The 16,029-nt window shown below is 43.2% G+C and carries 16 protein-coding genes; 7 read left to right on the forward strand and 9 right to left on the reverse strand.

Annotation, left to right across the window (positions count from 1 at the left end; all coding sequences use genetic code 11):
* Positions 1-83 precede the first annotated feature (83 nt).
* Positions 84-791 carry a DNA/RNA nuclease SfsA gene (sfsA, locus tag QNM16_RS16380; protein ID WP_284021499.1) on the reverse strand — a complete coding sequence of 236 codons (708 nt, stop codon included), beginning with the start codon at positions 789-791 and terminating at the stop codon, positions 84-86.
* A gap of 82 nt (positions 792-873) precedes the next feature.
* Here sfsA and pepB point away from each other — a divergent pair, with 82 nt between their 5' ends.
* Positions 874-2,169: an aminopeptidase PepB gene (pepB, locus tag QNM16_RS16385; RefSeq protein WP_063361022.1), complete on the forward strand. Its 1,296-nt coding sequence runs from the start codon at positions 874-876 to the stop codon at positions 2,167-2,169.
* 48 nt (positions 2,170-2,217) lie between these two features.
* Here pepB and QNM16_RS16390 read toward each other — a convergent pair whose 3' ends face one another.
* From QNM16_RS16390 to gpmM, 5 genes are all read right to left on the reverse strand, one after another.
* Positions 2,218-2,637 carry a CBS domain-containing protein gene (locus QNM16_RS16390; RefSeq protein WP_284021500.1) on the reverse strand — a complete coding sequence of 140 codons (420 nt, stop codon included), beginning with the start codon at positions 2,635-2,637 and terminating at the stop codon, positions 2,218-2,220.
* 98 nt (positions 2,638-2,735) lie between these two features.
* Entirely contained in the window at positions 2,736-3,497 is a 762-nt protein-coding gene (locus tag QNM16_RS16395) for a divergent polysaccharide deacetylase family protein (RefSeq protein WP_284021501.1), read from the reverse strand.
* Positions 3,498-3,606: 109 nt separating this feature from the next.
* Complete coding sequence (locus QNM16_RS16400; RefSeq protein WP_284021502.1) at positions 3,607-4,830, reverse strand: S41 family peptidase; 1,224 nt, start codon at positions 4,828-4,830, stop codon at positions 3,607-3,609.
* Between the two features lie 38 nt (positions 4,831-4,868).
* Positions 4,869-6,014: a murein hydrolase activator EnvC family protein gene (locus QNM16_RS16405; protein WP_284021503.1), complete on the reverse strand. Its 1,146-nt coding sequence runs from the start codon at positions 6,012-6,014 to the stop codon at positions 4,869-4,871.
* A 2-nt stretch (positions 6,015-6,016) separates the two neighbouring features.
* Positions 6,017-7,561, reverse strand: a complete 1,545-nt coding sequence (gene gpmM / locus QNM16_RS16410) for a 2,3-bisphosphoglycerate-independent phosphoglycerate mutase (RefSeq protein WP_284021504.1) — start codon at positions 7,559-7,561, stop codon at positions 6,017-6,019.
* A 288-nt stretch (positions 7,562-7,849) separates the two neighbouring features.
* Here gpmM and QNM16_RS16415 point away from each other — a divergent pair, with 288 nt between their 5' ends.
* From QNM16_RS16415 to gpsA, 4 genes are all read left to right on the forward strand, one after another.
* Positions 7,850-8,281, forward strand: coding sequence for a rhodanese-like domain-containing protein (locus tag QNM16_RS16415; RefSeq protein ID WP_237137034.1), 432 nt, complete (start codon positions 7,850-7,852; stop codon positions 8,279-8,281).
* 13 nt (positions 8,282-8,294) lie between these two features.
* A complete protein-coding gene (grxC, locus tag QNM16_RS16420; protein ID WP_284021505.1) occupies positions 8,295-8,552 on the forward strand; it encodes a glutaredoxin 3 in 258 nt (85 codons plus the stop codon).
* Between the two features lie 75 nt (positions 8,553-8,627).
* The gene (gene secB, locus QNM16_RS16425) at positions 8,628-9,110 is read left to right on the forward strand and encodes a protein-export chaperone SecB (protein WP_063361015.1); all 483 of its coding nucleotides are present in this window, start codon (positions 8,628-8,630) and stop codon (positions 9,108-9,110) included.
* A 3-nt stretch (positions 9,111-9,113) separates the two neighbouring features.
* Complete coding sequence (gene gpsA / locus QNM16_RS16430) at positions 9,114-10,121, forward strand: NAD(P)H-dependent glycerol-3-phosphate dehydrogenase (RefSeq protein ID WP_284021506.1); 1,008 nt, start codon at positions 9,114-9,116, stop codon at positions 10,119-10,121.
* Between the two features lie 53 nt (positions 10,122-10,174).
* On the opposite strand, the gene QNM16_RS16435 is transcribed toward gpsA, so the two are convergent.
* A complete protein-coding gene (locus QNM16_RS16435; RefSeq protein ID WP_284021507.1) occupies positions 10,175-11,338 on the reverse strand; it encodes a DcaP family trimeric outer membrane transporter in 1,164 nt (387 codons plus the stop codon).
* Positions 11,339-11,705: 367 nt separating this feature from the next.
* Here QNM16_RS16435 and acs point away from each other — a divergent pair, with 367 nt between their 5' ends.
* Both acs and QNM16_RS16445 read left to right on the forward strand, forming a co-directional pair.
* Positions 11,706-13,646, forward strand: coding sequence for an acetate--CoA ligase (gene acs, locus QNM16_RS16440; protein WP_284021508.1), 1,941 nt, complete (start codon positions 11,706-11,708; stop codon positions 13,644-13,646).
* Between the two features lie 92 nt (positions 13,647-13,738).
* The gene (locus tag QNM16_RS16445; protein WP_284021509.1) at positions 13,739-14,392 is read left to right on the forward strand and encodes a response regulator transcription factor; all 654 of its coding nucleotides are present in this window, start codon (positions 13,739-13,741) and stop codon (positions 14,390-14,392) included.
* 35 nt (positions 14,393-14,427) lie between these two features.
* Here the strand turns inward: QNM16_RS16445 and purU are convergent, their stop codons facing one another.
* Positions 14,428-15,258: a formyltetrahydrofolate deformylase gene (gene purU / locus QNM16_RS16450; protein ID WP_284021510.1), complete on the reverse strand. Its 831-nt coding sequence runs from the start codon at positions 15,256-15,258 to the stop codon at positions 14,428-14,430.
* Between the two features lie 146 nt (positions 15,259-15,404).
* Entirely contained in the window at positions 15,405-15,998 is a 594-nt protein-coding gene (locus QNM16_RS16455; protein WP_284021511.1) for a Crp/Fnr family transcriptional regulator, read from the reverse strand.
* Positions 15,999-16,029: the final 31 nt, after the last annotated feature.

Consider the following 16,029-nt stretch of genomic DNA (forward strand, 5'->3'; position numbering starts at 1 on the left):
ACTTTTTGCATTGCCTCTGTTTGTAAGCAAGCCGTTGGGGTGATGTTTTTAACGGCTGATATATGTGGGTAAAGATTTTTTTTTCAAGTATTGAGTACAGATACTTGTTTAATTACTTTAACCTCAGCTGGGGTGATTTGTGCTTTATATGCATATATTTCAACCCCTTCGCTTTTCGCTTCTGCCAATAATTGGGCATATTTTTTATCTATATGCGCCGCCGCTTGGACAGATTCGATCCCATCGTGCATAACTATAAATAATAGCACGGCACGCAGGCCTTGTTTTTTTATATGGATCAACTCTCTAAGGTGCTTTTGACCGCGAACTGTTTGTGCATCAGGGAAGTAACCTTGACCTTGTTCTAATAAAGTCACAGATTTAACTTCGACGTAGCAATCAGGTTTGCCATCGCTTGAGAGTAAAATATCGATACGGCTATTTTCATGGCCATACTTTATTTCACTTTTTATCTCGTCATAACCGGCAAGTTCTTCAATACGATTTTCTTCTATAGCTTCATAAGCTACCTTATTTGCAACCCCAGTGTTGACGCAGATAAGATGACCTAGATTATTCTCAGTTAACTCCAATGAATGAGGGTACTTACGCTTTTTGTTGTCGCTAGTAGAGTAATAGGCCTTGAAGCCGCTATCTGCACATCCTGTCATTTTACCTGTGTTTGCACAGTGCACTGTGAACTCTTCATTGTCATTGGTACGTAGGTCGACCAAAAACCGTTTATATCGCTTGATCAGCGTGGCACTTTGGAGTTGAGATGAAAATTTCATTGTTTAGTCGCATTCGTTTTGGGGCTATGGGTCTGCTAGTGTACACTGACAAGCAACAACAAGCGTAAGAGTGAAAACCTATATGTCTGATAAATTTATTGTTCGCTTAAGTGAACAAGCGCCTGCAACACATTGGGGCAATAATGCATCACTGTCATTTGACGAGCAGGGTGCAATTATTCATTTAGCTGAGCAAGAGACACTAAAGCATATTCAAAAAGCGGCTCGTAGCCTAGCACAACAGGGGATCCCTGCGGTAGCGTTAAGTGGTGAGGCATGGTGCACTGAGTCTCAGTGGGCGTTTTATCAGGGCTTTGTGAGTCCAAAACAGCTTGATCCGGTTACTTTTGCTGAAAACGCACAGTCAGATTTAAAAGAATTACAAGCACTAAAGCAAGCGGCGACTTGGATGCGCCAAATGATCAATGGTACTGCTGAAGATATTTATCCTGAGAGTCTTGCTGGCAAAGCAGCTGAATTTATTCAATCTTTGGCACCTGAGCATGTCAGCTATCAAATCATTAAAGGTGATGCGCTATTAGAGCATCAGTGGATTGGTATCCATGAAGTAGGTCGTGGTAGCGAACGCGCGCCAGTACTACTTGAATTAGATTTTAACCCTACGGGTGATGAAGATGCGCCTGTGAGCGCAGCGCTTGTGGGTAAAGGGATCACATTCGATTCAGGCGGTTACTCAATCAAGCCGAGCGAAGGCATGTTGACGATGAAGTGTGACATGGGTGGCGCAGCGACAGTGACTGCGGGCCTTGCGTTGGCAATCGAGCGTGGTATAGATAAACGTATTAAGTTGTTCTTGTGCTGTGCAGAAAACTTAATCTCAGGCCATGCATATAAGCTAGGTGACATCTTAACTTATAAAAATGGCACAACAGTTGAGATTGTGAACACAGATGCGGAAGGTCGTTTAGTACTTGCTGATGGCTTAATGGCTGCTGGTGAAACGGGTGCGCCATTGATCATTGATGCGGCAACACTCACTGGTGCGGCGCTAATGGCTGTTGGTCAAGAGTACAATGCGCTGTTTGGCCTAGACAAAGAGTTGGTTGGTGAAGTGCAGCAATTTGCTAGTGAAGAATTTGAGGCTGCATGGCCATTACCATTAGAAAAGTGGCACCAAAATAACTGCCCTTCAGCGTATGCTGATACTGCAAACAGCCGTGCACAAAAAGGCGGTGGTTACGGCGGCGCATCTAATGCTGCTGGTTTCTTATCGCGTTTTGTGCCGAATGAAGGCCAAGGTTGGGTTCACATTGACCTTGCGGCAAGCTTTCAAAACAATGCCGGTGCACAGTGGGCATCTGGCGCAACGACTATGGGTATGCGAACAGTCGCACGTACCTTGATTGCAAAAGCTTAATGCTTCGTTAAAAGCCTCTAGATAGAGGCTTTTTTACTTGGTTTGAAATTAAGAGAGCAGTGCTGCGGCAAGGCGTACAAAGTCAGAAGAGGTTAAAATCCCCAAAAGCTTTTTGTGTTCATCAACCACAGGCATACAGCCATGGCGATTTTCGACAAAATAGGTCACGACCTCATGTAGACTTTGCGAGGGCGTTACACTGACAAAATCTTCTGCCATTACTTCACTGACCTTTTCTTGTTTTTCTTTTCGTTCTAGCGCTAAGTTGCCGTAGGTCGATAAAATGTTCATGACTTTGGCAATCATGATCTTTTGCGTCAACATACCAACTAAGTGGCCGTCGTCATCAATGACTGGGATATGTCTAATATTCTTTTCTCGCATCAAATTGTGTGCATCATGCAGGGTATGCGTAGATTTTACTGCTAATGGATCTGGCGTCATTAATTGTTCAACAGTGTGCAGCATAGTTTTTTCCTATCAGTAAAGCTTACTTTTAGGTATAACTGATAATAGCGTTGTTTTCCTGCGTTTAGATCAAGAAAGTGGTCATCATATCAACGAACCTATGGCGTTAAGTTATTTGGTTTTTGCAGTGTAGCCAGTCGAATGGATTTATTTTCTACGAGCGTTGATAGGGGGACTAGCTCAAACCCTTGTACTTGCAAATCTTGTAGTGCGCGATTTAAAAACTGATGTGTTTGTGGGTAAGGATGGGCAATGCCTATTGCATACCCTTGTTCTGTTGCGATGGTTTTAAGCTGATTAAGTTGTATAGCTAATTGTGAATGATCGAGCTCATTGTCTAAAAATACGTGCCTTGCGACATTATCAACACCGTAGAGGTTAGCTGCAGTCTGCGCCTGACTATAGGGGGTCGTGCGGCTATCTAAAAAGTACAGATCACGCTTTTTCAGTACTTCCATAGTCCATTTCATGGCTTCTGCGTGTTGAGTCAGTGCCGATCCCATGTGGTTGTTAACGCCTTTTACGTGGGGGAGGCTAGATAGCGCATGCCCCAGCGTCTTTTGCAATTGCCACTTTTGCATATCCAGTGTTAAACCGCCAGGGCCTAGGGCTTTATTATCTAAAGACTGCATTGGAATGTGCAGAATAAGTTCTTTCTTTTTTAATGCGGCTTGATAGGCAAAATGTTGAGAAAATGGCGTGTGGGGGAGCAGAGCATAAGTCACTTGACCTGGCAAGTTGAGTAACTCCAAGTCTCTTTGGTGATTTCCAATATCATCAATGACAATAGCGATTTGCTTAGCATTGCAGGCAAATGCACACAGCCAAAGAGCTGTAATAGCAAGTTGTTTTAAGCGCACAAGTTAAATCACAGTTTTTGTTATGTTTTATTTTGGTCGTTTATTTAACGACGCTCTTATCACCTAAATTAGCATGATTTTTATACTGATAAAAGCGTCATTATCATCTTTAATTTACTGTAGGTTGCTGTTTTACCACTAGTTGACGTGCAGCATGCCAGTGTTTTTCAAGGCGAGTAAATAAGTCTTTATTCGCTTTGTCGTTGCTCATTATAGCTGTTTTATTGAGGCTCGATAGGGCGTTTTTACTATATTCTACATCCGGCTTTATCCCCGTCCCCTCAATAGATTGCCCTGAAGGCGTATAATAGCGAGCTGTTGTTAATTTAAGTGCGCTTGTGCCGTTGCCTATCGGGATCAAAGACTGTACAGAGCCTTTACCAAATGAGCCTTGTCCGAGGATCAGTGCGCGCTTATTATCTTGCAGTGCACCGGCTAAAATCTCAGCAGCTGAGGCCGATTGCTTGTTGATCAATACCAAAATGGGTGCACCATTTAAAATGTCGCCTTGAACTGCATAAAACTTCTGATTAGCATCAAAAAAGCGCCCTTTGGTGGTGACAATGACACCGCTTTGCAAAAATAAATCCGAAATCGCAACAGCACTATTGAGCGTCCCTCCAGGATTGTCTCTCAAGTCGATTACCAAGCCTTTTAAAGACAGCCCACTGTGTGCAAACAGCATATTGATGTGTCTAGCTACGTCATGATAGCTATGGTTATTAAACGAGGAAATAGAAATGTAGCCTATATCCCCTTTGAGCAGCTTACTAGTGACGCTTTCAAGCGTGATTTCTTGACGTCTCAATGCCAGTGTCACATGTGCTTCCTCTCGCTCAATGGTAATGTGAATAATAGATAGTTTGGCTTCTCTTAATAGTTTGGACACTTCTGAGATGCTTTTATTTGTGACGTCATGTGTATTGACCGCAACCAGCTTATCTCCACCTTCAATGCCCGCTTGCTCAGCTGGCGAGCCCGGTAACGTATCAACAATGACAATTCGATTTTCCACTTCTTCAACTTCAATGCCAATACCGGTGTAACGGCCATTGGTGGCACTGAACAAAGTTTCCAATTCGTGTTCATTTAGATATTTGGAGTAGGGGTCTAGCTGCTCAAATAATTCATTGAAATTGTGTTGCTTTATGTGAGATGTAGGCACTTCTTCAACATAATATGTTTGGATGTGATAAAGAATCTCTTCCATGTGTGCATGGCTAATTTGCTTTGCCTGCACCGAGGAAAATAAAAGGGTAAAAAATAATGCGCATAGGTAGATGTGCGCGCGTTTTAGGTTATCGGGCGGGGAAATTGAGACAATGTATTTCATATGCTGCTCCTAGTGACGGGGCAGCATAGGTTATTCATTTAACTTGATCTGCACCATTTAACTGGATTCACAGCGCTTCCTTTATGCCGTATTTCGAAGTATAGCCCAGGATTTTGCTGTCCGCCGCTTTGTCCCACTAATGCGATGGCATCCCCAGGGTTTACATGGTCGCCAACATCTTTTAAAAGGGTTTGCGCGTGTCCGTATAAGCTCATAAACCCTTTGCCATGGTCAAGGACAATGACCCAACCAAAACCGTTTAGCCAATCCGCATAAACTACATGACCTGGCGCAACGCTGTTGACTTCAGTGCCTGTTTTACCGGCAATCATAACGCCTTTCCAATTCATACCTACGTGTTTACGTTGGCCAAACCGTTTTTTGATTTTGCCTTGTAGTGGCCATGACAATTTTCCTTTTAGACGTTGCAGACCGTCTAATTTGGCAATGAATACCTCCTCTGAAGGTGCTTGTACTTCAGCGAGGGCTTCTAAGGTGGTTTTTAAGGTGGTTTCGTTTTCTTCTAAGTAAGCGATGGCTGACTGGGTTTTAAGCAGTTTATTATTCAGCTTGCCTAAATGTGTTTGACGCTGCTTTTGCGCAAGTTGTAAATCATTTTGCCTGATCTGTTGTTGCTCGAGGAGTGCAATAAGTTGTTGCTGCGACTTGACCAGCGCTTGCTGATTTTCTTCTAGCTCAACAAAGACCATTTTTAGATCTTCTAACTGATTGATCCGTGCTTTATTAAAGTAGTCGTAGTAGCTAATGGTGCGCTCGAGTGCTGCGGTTTTCTGTTGGTTGAGCAGCATTTTAGAATAGTCATGGCTGCCAGTGACGTAGGCACTTTTTAGCTGCGCAGCAAGCAGCTTTTGTAACTTATTTTTGCGGCGATTAAGCTGTGAACCTTCTTGTTCTAGAGCGTACTGCTGTTGTTTGTTTTCGCTGATCCCTTGTTGTGTCAGCGTCAACGCTTTTGCACTACGGGCAATTTCAAGTTCAAAGGATTGCAAGCGCTGTTTGAGTGCACTAAAAGACGCTTGTTGTTTTTTATAAGCTGCTTGGCTCTTTTTTAATTCTGCCTGAACCGCAGCTAAATCAGCTTTGGTTTGTGATTCATTGGCCTCGGCATGGGCCGAGAACAATGAAATCACAAAAACTAAGCTGGCGAGTTTACCTCTTACCATACTTATTTTAAGCGCATAATTGGCGAACCAGTCATTTCTGCTGGTTGCTCTAGACCCATGAGATGCAGCATGGTTGGTGCTACGTCGCTCAGTGTCTTATTGGCTTGTGGCTCAGCATCACGACCGACATATATAAATGGCACCGGTTCGCTGGTATGTGCAGTATGTGCCTGCCCTGTGCTTGGGTCTTGCATTTGCTCAGCATTACCGTGGTCAGCTGTGATAAGTGCTTCGCCACCATGCTCTTTCAGTGCTTCAACAACACGACCGATACAGTCATCGACTGCTTCACACGCTTTAACCGCAGCGTCAAATACACCAGAGTGGCCGACCATGTCGCCGTTTGGATAGTTACAGATAATGGCATCATACTCGCCGCCTTGAATGGCATCGATAAGCTTATCTGTCAGCATTTCTGAGTTCATTTCAGGCTGTAAGTCGTATGTTGCTACTTGCGGAGAAGGAATGAGTTCGCGCTTTTCGCCTTTAAATAAGTCTTCACGACCGCCACTAAAGAAAAATGTAACGTGTGCGTACTTTTCTGTTTCTGAAATACGAAGCTGTGTTTTGTTGTGTTTTGCAAGCCATTCGCCAAGTACATTGTTTAACTTCTCAGGGGCAAATGCGATAGGGGCGTTGATGTCAGCTGCGTATTCCGTCATCATGACAAAGCTGCTAAGTGCAGGGGCTTTTTTCTTCTCAAAGCCTGCAAAATCAGCATCGACAAATGCACGTGTCATTTGTCTTGCGCGGTCTGCCCTGAAGTTTAAAAATAGAATTGCATCACCGTCATTGATCTGAGCTGCTTGAAGCCCCTCAGGCGTGATACTTGTTGCTTTGACAAACTCATCATTTTCATCGCGTTGATATGCCGCATCTAATGCTTCTATACCGTCTGTAAACGTATATTCTGCTTCACCAGACACCATAAGATTGTAGGCCTGCTCAACACGCTCCCAGCGATTATCTCGGTCCATAGCGTAGTAGCGACCAACAATTGACGCTAAGCGGCCCGTGCCAAGACGAGCAAAAAGCGCTTCAATACGCTCGATAGATGCTTTTGCGCTGCGTGGTGGCGTATCACGACCATCTAAAAATGCGTGGAAATAAATGTCTTTGGCACCGCGTTGTGCGGCAAGCTCAATACTGGCGACAATGTGGTCTTCATGACTGTGAACACCACCTGGACTTAGCAGACCCATTAAGTGCACCGCTTTACCCTGTGCAACTGCATCATCAATGCTTTTAACTAAGGTTGGATTATGGGTAAACTCACCATCATCAATGGCTTTGGTGATACGAGTAAAGTCTTGATATACGATTCTTCCTGCACCCAGGTTGACATGACCTACTTCAGAGTTACCCATTTGGCCGTCAGGCAAACCGACATCTAGACCAGACCCTGAAATTAGCGTTGTTGGCTGAGATTGCCATAGCGAATCAAGAACAGGTGTATTAGCCGCGAGGATTGCATTGCTTTGTGTTTCTTCTCTATATCCCCAGCCATCTAAAATGATAAGTACCAGTGGTTTTTTCTTCGTAGTCATTTGGGCTCCTGAAAAATGCACGATAGATGGCGCATAGAATACCTTGTTTAGCTCGAAAATTCAGCCCTAAGCTGGTGATTTATGTTCAAGATTGATTAATCTAATGGTAACACCTTTCATATAAAGCTTGCTGTGAATAGAGATTGTGGATGTTTGTTATCAGAGGCTTAAAAAGAGAATTTAAAGATACCTTCCTTACAGTGTATGACAATAGGTTTGTACCAAGAGACGTAAAAACGTATACTCGCTGCACTGTAAGTTTTATCTGCTAATTAAGTGGCAAGGTTCATGGAACAATATATAACTTTTTTCACCAATCACCCTGTATTAAGCATTATCTGGGTCGTCCTAGCAATCATGTTGGTACACAGCTGGTATAAAAGCCTATTTTCATCAATTCGTCAGATCAACCCTCAGCAATTGACTATGTTGATCAACCGCGAAGATGCCCAAGTACTCGATATGCGTGGCAAAAAAGAGTTCACGGCTGGTAGGATCGCGGGTGCTGAGATGATGAATGTCGACAAAGCAAAACAAAATGACTTTGGTGGACTTGAAAAGTACAAAACAACGCCCATTATACTTGTGTGTAATACAGGTATGACTGCCAACAACATTGCTGAAAGAATGAAGCAACAGGGCTATGAAAAGCTACATGTACTTTCTGGTGGTATGAGCTCATGGCAAAGTGCAGGATTACCAACGACAACTGGCAAGTAATTGGAGTGAAAAAATGAGTAACAATGTAGTTATCTACACTAAAGATTATTGTCCGTTTTGTCATCGTGCGAAGGCGCTATTAGATAGCAAAGGCGTCACATATACAGAATATGATATTGCTGTACAGCCTGAACTTCGTGATGAGATGATCGAAAAAGCCAATGGCGGACATACCGTGCCACAAATTTTTATCAATGAGCAGCACATTGGTGGTTGTGATGATATGATGGCACTCGAAGCTCAAGGCAAGCTAAGCCAGCTATTGGCTTAGTCGAGCGAAATAAAAAAATTTCCAGCACTTAGAGATATTTTAAGTGTTGTTTAACAAAAATTTATAGGAATAATAATGACTGAACAAAATCAAAACGCGGCAGCAGAACAACAAGAAGGCCCACAATTCAATATTCAGCGTATCTACACTAAAGATGTATCTTTTGAGACGCCAAATTCTCCTGCTATTTTCCAAAAAGAGTGGACACCTGAAGTTAAGCTAGATATGGACACGCGTTCAGCTAAGTTAGACGAAGGTGTATTTGAAGTTGTTCTTGCATTAACAGTGACTGCGACGATTGGTGAAGAAACTGCATTCCTATGTGAAATTCAACAAGCGGGTATCTTCTCTGTTGGCGAACTAGAAGAGCTACAACTTGCTCACATGCTAGGTGCTTTCTGCCCTAACATCCTTTTCCCTTATGCTCGTGAAGCTGTTGCAAGCTTAGTTAACCGTGGTACTTTCCCACAGCTTAACCTTGCACCAGTTAACTTTGACGCACTTTTTGCTCAGTATATGCAACAACGTGCAGCACAAGAGCAAACAGCTGACGCATAATTTATGAATACATCACAGTCTGCTGTGACCGTATTAGGGGCGGGGTCTTATGGCACCGCCCTTGCTATTTGTTTTGCTCGAAACGGTCACCGAGTAACTTTATGGGGACGCACGCAAGCTGATATAGAACAATTGGCTGTAGAGCGTCAAAACCAACGCTACCTTCCCGATATTGAGTTTCCTGCGTCTTTGACGTTAGAGAGTGATCTGGCACGTGCAGTTCAAGCAAGCAAAATTGTTTTAGTTGTCGTTCCAAGTCATGCGTTTGCTCAAACTCTAAAGCAAATTCAACCTCATCTCCAAAATGGTGCACAGGTTGCATGGGCGACTAAGGGCTTAGAGCCAGATACAGGTAGATTATTAGAAGAAGTTGCCAAAGAAGTTCTTGGTGAAGCTGTGCCTTTGGCTGTATTGTCTGGACCAACTTTTGCGAAAGAAATGGCTGCTGGCTTGCCTACTGCGATTTCTGTTTCAGCAAGAGACGAAGGGCTTCGCACAGAGCTAGCAAGCTTATTGCATTGTAGTCGTTCGTTTAGGGTCTACAGCAATGATGACTTTATCGGTATTCAGCTCGGTGGTGCAGTCAAGAATGTGATTGCCATAGGTGCTGGCATGTCAGATGGCTTTGGCTTTGGGGCTAACACGCGGACCATGCTAATTACGCGAGGCTTGGCCGAGTTATGTCGTTTAGGATGTGCACTTGGTGCAAAGACGGAAACTTTTATGGGTATGGCAGGACTAGGCGACTTAATCCTCACGTGTACCGACAATCAGTCTAGAAATAGGCGGTTTGGTTTGGCACTAGGGCAAGGAAAAAGTGTTGATGATGCAATGAGCAGCATTGGCCAAGTCGTTGAAGGTTATCGCAATACCAAAGAAGTTTTTTTATTGGCTAAACGCAGCGGTATTGAAATGCCGATCACAGAGCAAATCTATCAAGTGCTCTATGAGCAAAAAGATGTAAAAGAAGCTGCCATGGCACTGTTAGGCCGAGAGCAAAAGTCAGAATAAGACATAAAAAAACCACCATTTGGTGGTTTTTTTGTTTTGCCTTTCAGGGAGACTTAAAAGGCGTATTTAACTGAAAATTGTAGTCTGTCTAAATCCCCTTCAGCACCGCTATGAACTTCTCTGTTGGCCATTTTGTATTCCGCGCCAAAAGTGAGCTTTTTCACTGGTGAATATAAAATGTTGGCACTGTAGCTGGTAGTCATATCAGTAGGATCGCCAGTAATATTCAGCAAACTTGCATCATTATCGGCACTAAAGTAAGAATATAAAAATGTTGAGCGCCACTGCGAATTCCAATAGTGCTGATATGCAATGAAGCCAGAGGTAGAGTCTATTGCATGCAAATCAGTGCCATCATACACAGCGCCATGTGCCACATTTAAGCCGACGTAGCGACCTAAGCCTTGGCCGTGAGTTAACATGAACTTTAGGTTGTTTTTACCAAAGTTTACTCGGCCCGACGCACTTACTCCGAATGAGCTCTCAGACTCGTCAGCAGCACCTGTTTTATAGGTTAGCTGCCTTGCTAGAGCGGCAACGGTAAAGTGCCCCCAGTCTGCTTTATAGTTGTAGCGAGCGGTAAAATCTGGCATTTGGGCATCGTCAGTGACTTCACGAACACCGCCGGTGGTGGTTACTGTACTTTCAGGGTTTTCTGCTGAGAATGACCAGTTACCGACGGTATATTTTGCCATCGCTTGACGTACGAATACAGTGCCTTCTGCAGGCCCAACAAAGTCAAGTGTTTCAGGTAATGCGCTCACGTTTTGGAAGTTTGACCAGGCTTGGCCAAACAGCCAGCCTTTGTAAGTCACAAAAGCCTGCCTGATACGCGGTGAATATGAGTTACTTACTCGCTCATTGCCACCCACAGATGCGATGAAATCCAATTCAATTTTGGTTTTGATGGTACTGCCATCGTCTAGCTTTGTTGCTGTGCCAAAGTTAAATCTAGATTGGCGTGCGTGCATATCAAATACGGCATCCTCGCCTGTGCTAGGTGTGACCGGTGTCGTACCAGGCACGTAAAAGTCCCTACCTATATGCTGAGAGCCTAGTGTACCATCTGAAAAGTCACTCCAAATGGCATCCAATTTGATGTAACCACCGTAGCTGACATCTGTATTTTCGAGGTTTGCAGCCATAGCTTGGCTACAGAGTAGGCTTGACACTGCAACCGCAGCAAGTTTCATGTTCATATTAATTTTAGTTGTCATAAGGTTGTTCCTATAATACTGCCTGTTCGTTGCAATGCAGAGAATTATTTCTCATCCACTTTTTCTGATGGCTGTTATTTACTCAATTACCCATTGGTCTATGAGACTAAGGTTGAATAGCTCACATCTTTTCAAAAAATACGTGTGGCAATAATTGATTACACTTCTTTTTATCTTGTCATAACTGTCCTTCTGGTCTTACTGAGTGAGAGACAGTATGCTGATGCTCGTTAATTTATAGTTAAATATTCCTGGTTTGGATAAACTTAAAGCAACAATTACAACTAAGGTCTAATACTTAATCGTTTGCTTGTAAGTGATCCTTGAGTGAAGCCGTTATAGGCAAGTAATTAATATGGAGATGAGTATGTCACAGAGCATTTATCCGGTACCTGAAGCGATCAAGCAGGCTGCACTTGTAGATAATGAACAATATCAAGCACTGTATCAGCAGTCTATTGACAACCCTGAAGAGTTTTGGGCTGAGCATGGTAAACGCCTAGACTGGTTCACACCTTATAATAAAGTTAAAAACACATCTTTTGAAAAAGGCCATATCAGTATTAAGTGGTTCGAAGATGGTGTGTTGAATGCCTCATATAATTGTATCGACCGCCACTTAGAAAAAAATGCCAATAAGGTCGCAATGTTCTGGGAAGGTGATAACCCAGAGCACAGTGAAAACATTACTTTTCAAACGTTACATGATGAAGTTGCTAAATTAGCGAATGGTCTGAAAAAGCTAGGTGTTGAAAAAGGCGATCGAGTCGCTATTTATATGCCAATGACACCACAAGCTATTTATGCCATGCAAGCATGCGCGCGCATAGGTGCAATTCATTCTGTGATATTTGGTGGCTTCTCCCCATCGGCAATTGCGGATCGTATTAAAGACTCAGGTGCAAAGGTTGTGATCACATCAGACGAAGGTCGTCGCGGTGGCAATGCTGTGCCATTGAAAGCCAATGTGGATGAAGCCGTATCACAAGAGTCGGTCACGACCATTGAACATGTTATTGTGCATCAGCTAACGGGTGGTGAGGTTGAGTGGAATTCACATGACGTTTGGTGGCATGAGCTGGTTGCGGATGTGCCGGCCGAGTGCGCGCCTGAGCCGATGAATGCAGAAGATCCGCTTTTCATTTTGTATACATCAGGTTCAACAGGTCAGCCAAAAGGCGTTGTACATACTACAGGCGGTTACCTTGTCTATGCATCCATGACACATGAGTATGTATTTGACCTACAAGAGGATGACGTTTTCTGGTGTACTGCTGATGTAGGTTGGATCACAGGTCACAGTTACATGGCTTATGGTCCTTTGGTTAATGGATGCACACAAGTTATTTTTGAAGGTGTACCAACTTATCCAACTTCTGGCCGTATTGGAGAAGTTGTTGATAAACACCAAGTTACAATTCTTTATACTGCACCAACCGCCATTCGTGCCCTGATGGCAAAAGGCGATGAGCCTACAGCCAGTTCTGAACGCACAAGTTTAAGAATTATGGGATCTGTGGGTGAACCAATCAACCCTGAGGCATGGGCTTGGTACTACGAGCAAATAGGTAATAGCGCGTGTCCGATTGTAGATACTTGGTGGCAAACCGAAACCGGTGGCATCATGATCACACCATTGCCTGGTGCAACAAATATGAAGCCTGGCTCTGCGACACGTCCATTTTTCGGTATTGCACCGGCATTATTTGATGCTGAAGGTAATACACTTGAAGGGGCAACAGAAGGCAATTTAGTTATATTAGATAGCTGGCCATCTCAAGCTCGCACCGTGTATGGCGACCATGAGCGTTTTGAGCAAACTTACTTTTCAGCTTACCCTGGTGTTTACTTCACAGGAGACGGCTGTCGTCGTGATGAAGATGGCTATTACTGGATCACAGGCCGGGTTGATGACGTATTGAATGTATCAGGACACAGACTAGGTACGGCTGAAATTGAAAGCGCGTTAGTTGCTCACGAAGCCGTTGCTGAGGCAGCAGTAGTGGGTTATCCGCATGATATTAAAGGTCAGGGCATTTATGTTTATGTCACACCAAATGAAGGCGTGGTTGTCACTGATGACCTAACAAAAGAAGTGAGAAGTTGGGTACGTAAAGAATTAAGCCCAATTGCATCACCTGATATGATTCAATGGTCACCAGACTTACCAAAAACGCGTTCAGGTAAAATTATGCGTCGTATTTTACGTAAAATTGCGGCAAATGAGTATCAACAGCTCGGCGATACGTCGACACTTGCAGACCCAACTGTAGTTGATGAATTAATTGAAAATCGTTTAAACCGTTAATTGAGCGTTAAAAACTTGAAATTTAGCGAATTCTAAACGTACTATATCGGCTGTCTTTATACTAAAGACAGCCGATTTTTTAGGAGCTATGCATGAATCAGTTTTTAATTGCGGATGATCACCCCCTGTTTAGAGAAGCGTTAAAGGGGGCTTTGCAAAATCAGTTTGAAGGCCTTGAAGTTATCGAATCAGAAAACTTTGAGCAAACATTACAGCGGTTGTCTCAGTATGATGACTTAGATTTACTACTTCTCGACTTACATATGCCAGGTAATGGTGATTTATATGGCCTTATTAGAATACGAGAAGACCATCCAGCCCTGCCTATTGTTGTGGTTTCAGGCAGTGAAGATTTGAATGTCATCTCTAAAGTTATGGGCTACGGCGCAATGGGCTTCATACCTAAGGCATCTTCCTCGCAAGATATTGTTAGTGCTTTACAGCAAGTCTTAGAGGGCGAGAGTTGGCTCCCCGCTGATATCAAGGAACAAATCCAAGACCTTGATGGAGAAGATAGAGAGTTGGCGCAACAAATTGCTTCACTTACTCCACAGCAATATAAAGTTTTACAGTACTTGCATGAAGGGTTACTAAACAAGCAAATCGCGTACGAGCTGAATATTTCAGAAGCCACGGTAAAAGCACATATTACCGCTATATTTCGTAAGCTCGGCGTGTATAACCGCACTCAAGCAGTATTAATCGCTTCCAAGTTACAATTAGAACCAATCGAGGCGGCAAAGTAGCACTAAGCTACTTTTTCACCTTATTAGCGATGTGGTTATTTAAAGACAACGGTTTTGTTACCATTGATAAAGAGCTTGTGCTCTGAAGCCAGCTGTAGCGCTTTACAAAAAACAGTTTTTTCAATATCTCTGCCTATTTTGGCCATTGCCTCTGCTGTATCAGCGTGGGTCACTTGGGTGACATCCTGCACGATGATGGGCCCTTCATCTAATTCATTATTGACGAAATGGGCTGTTGCCCCAATGATTTTCACGCCGCGTTCAAATGCTTGATGATAAGGCTTAGCACCGATGAATGCGGGTAAAAATGAGTGGTGAATGTTGATGATCTTGTCTTCAAATCGAGCAACAAATTCAGGGCTTAAAATGCGCATGTATTTTGCCAAGCCAACTAAGTCTGGGTTGTAACTTTCAATTAAGTCGCCTACCTGTTTATCATGCTCTGAGCGGCTTAAACCTTCATGAGACAAGCAGTGAAAAGGCACATCAAATGCGTTTGCTAGAGGCTCTAAAGTCGGGTAGTTAGCAATAACGGCTTGCACTTCAATGTTGAGCGCATTTTCAAATTGCTTGAGTAACACACCACCTAAGCAATGTGCTTCTTTGGTGGCGAGTAATACCACTTTGACTTTTGTCGGGCTGTGTAATTTTACTTGAGCATCATCAGGCAAATTAGCTTGGAGCTGCGAAATAAACTGCTCGGTCGGCGTACCGGTTAATTCGGTTCGCATAAAAAAGCGCTTACCTTCTCTGTCTACAAACTCGTTATTACGAACAATATTTAAATGATGTTCGTGGCATAGGCTGGTTATTTTAGCTATCAGCCCGATATCGTCACTACATTGTGTTGTTAATATAAAACTCATGGTCCTCATTCCATTTGTATGGTGGTTTATCAGGTTACCTCAATGGAAAGAAATTGTATTGTGCTAGATGAATTATTTATTCAATGATGAGTAAATTTCACACTAAAAATAATTACATGAGTTTTAGTTTTCTCTAATTTCAACGTTTACAATGGTAACTTCCTGCGAATACGGCTGAGCGCTATGGGGGTAATCCCAATGTGTGAAGCGACCATTTTGAGTGGTACGCGCTCACTGAGTTCAGGGTTTCGGTCAATAAAGTTTAAATATCTTTGCTCTGCACTGTGATGAACAAAAGCATATTCTCGCTCTTCTTTTTTAATAAATAGGTTTTCCAGCAGTTGCGTATAAGCCTCTAAAAATCCTGGGTGTGCTTTCATGGTGTGAAAGAAAGTATGCCACTCAAATTCAAGACAGATCACGTCATCTAAAGCTTCAATACTAAATAATGCGGGCGTATTTTGTGTCATAGCGCGAGTAGAACCTGCGATACAAGGTGCGCTTGCAAAAGCTTGAGTAAACTCTTTCCCTTCAGAAGAGACGTTAAAGTAGCGTACATCTCCTTGAGTGATAAAAAATAAGTTGGGTGCGGGGCTACCTTGGCTCATCAGTAAGGCATTTTTAGGATAGTGTTTGAGTTTGCCTTGTAAGCCATACTTTTGAAAATCTTCTGCGCAAAGTGGTCTTCCATCTGTGCTGAAAAAAGAGACGAAATCTGCGAGCTTGTGTTGTATGTTCAAACGACATTCCTTGATGATACGACTTTATAGG

This window comes from Pseudoalteromonas umbrosa (genome assembly GCF_030125375.1).
Classification (GTDB): domain Bacteria; phylum Pseudomonadota; class Gammaproteobacteria; order Enterobacterales; family Alteromonadaceae; genus Pseudoalteromonas; species Pseudoalteromonas umbrosa.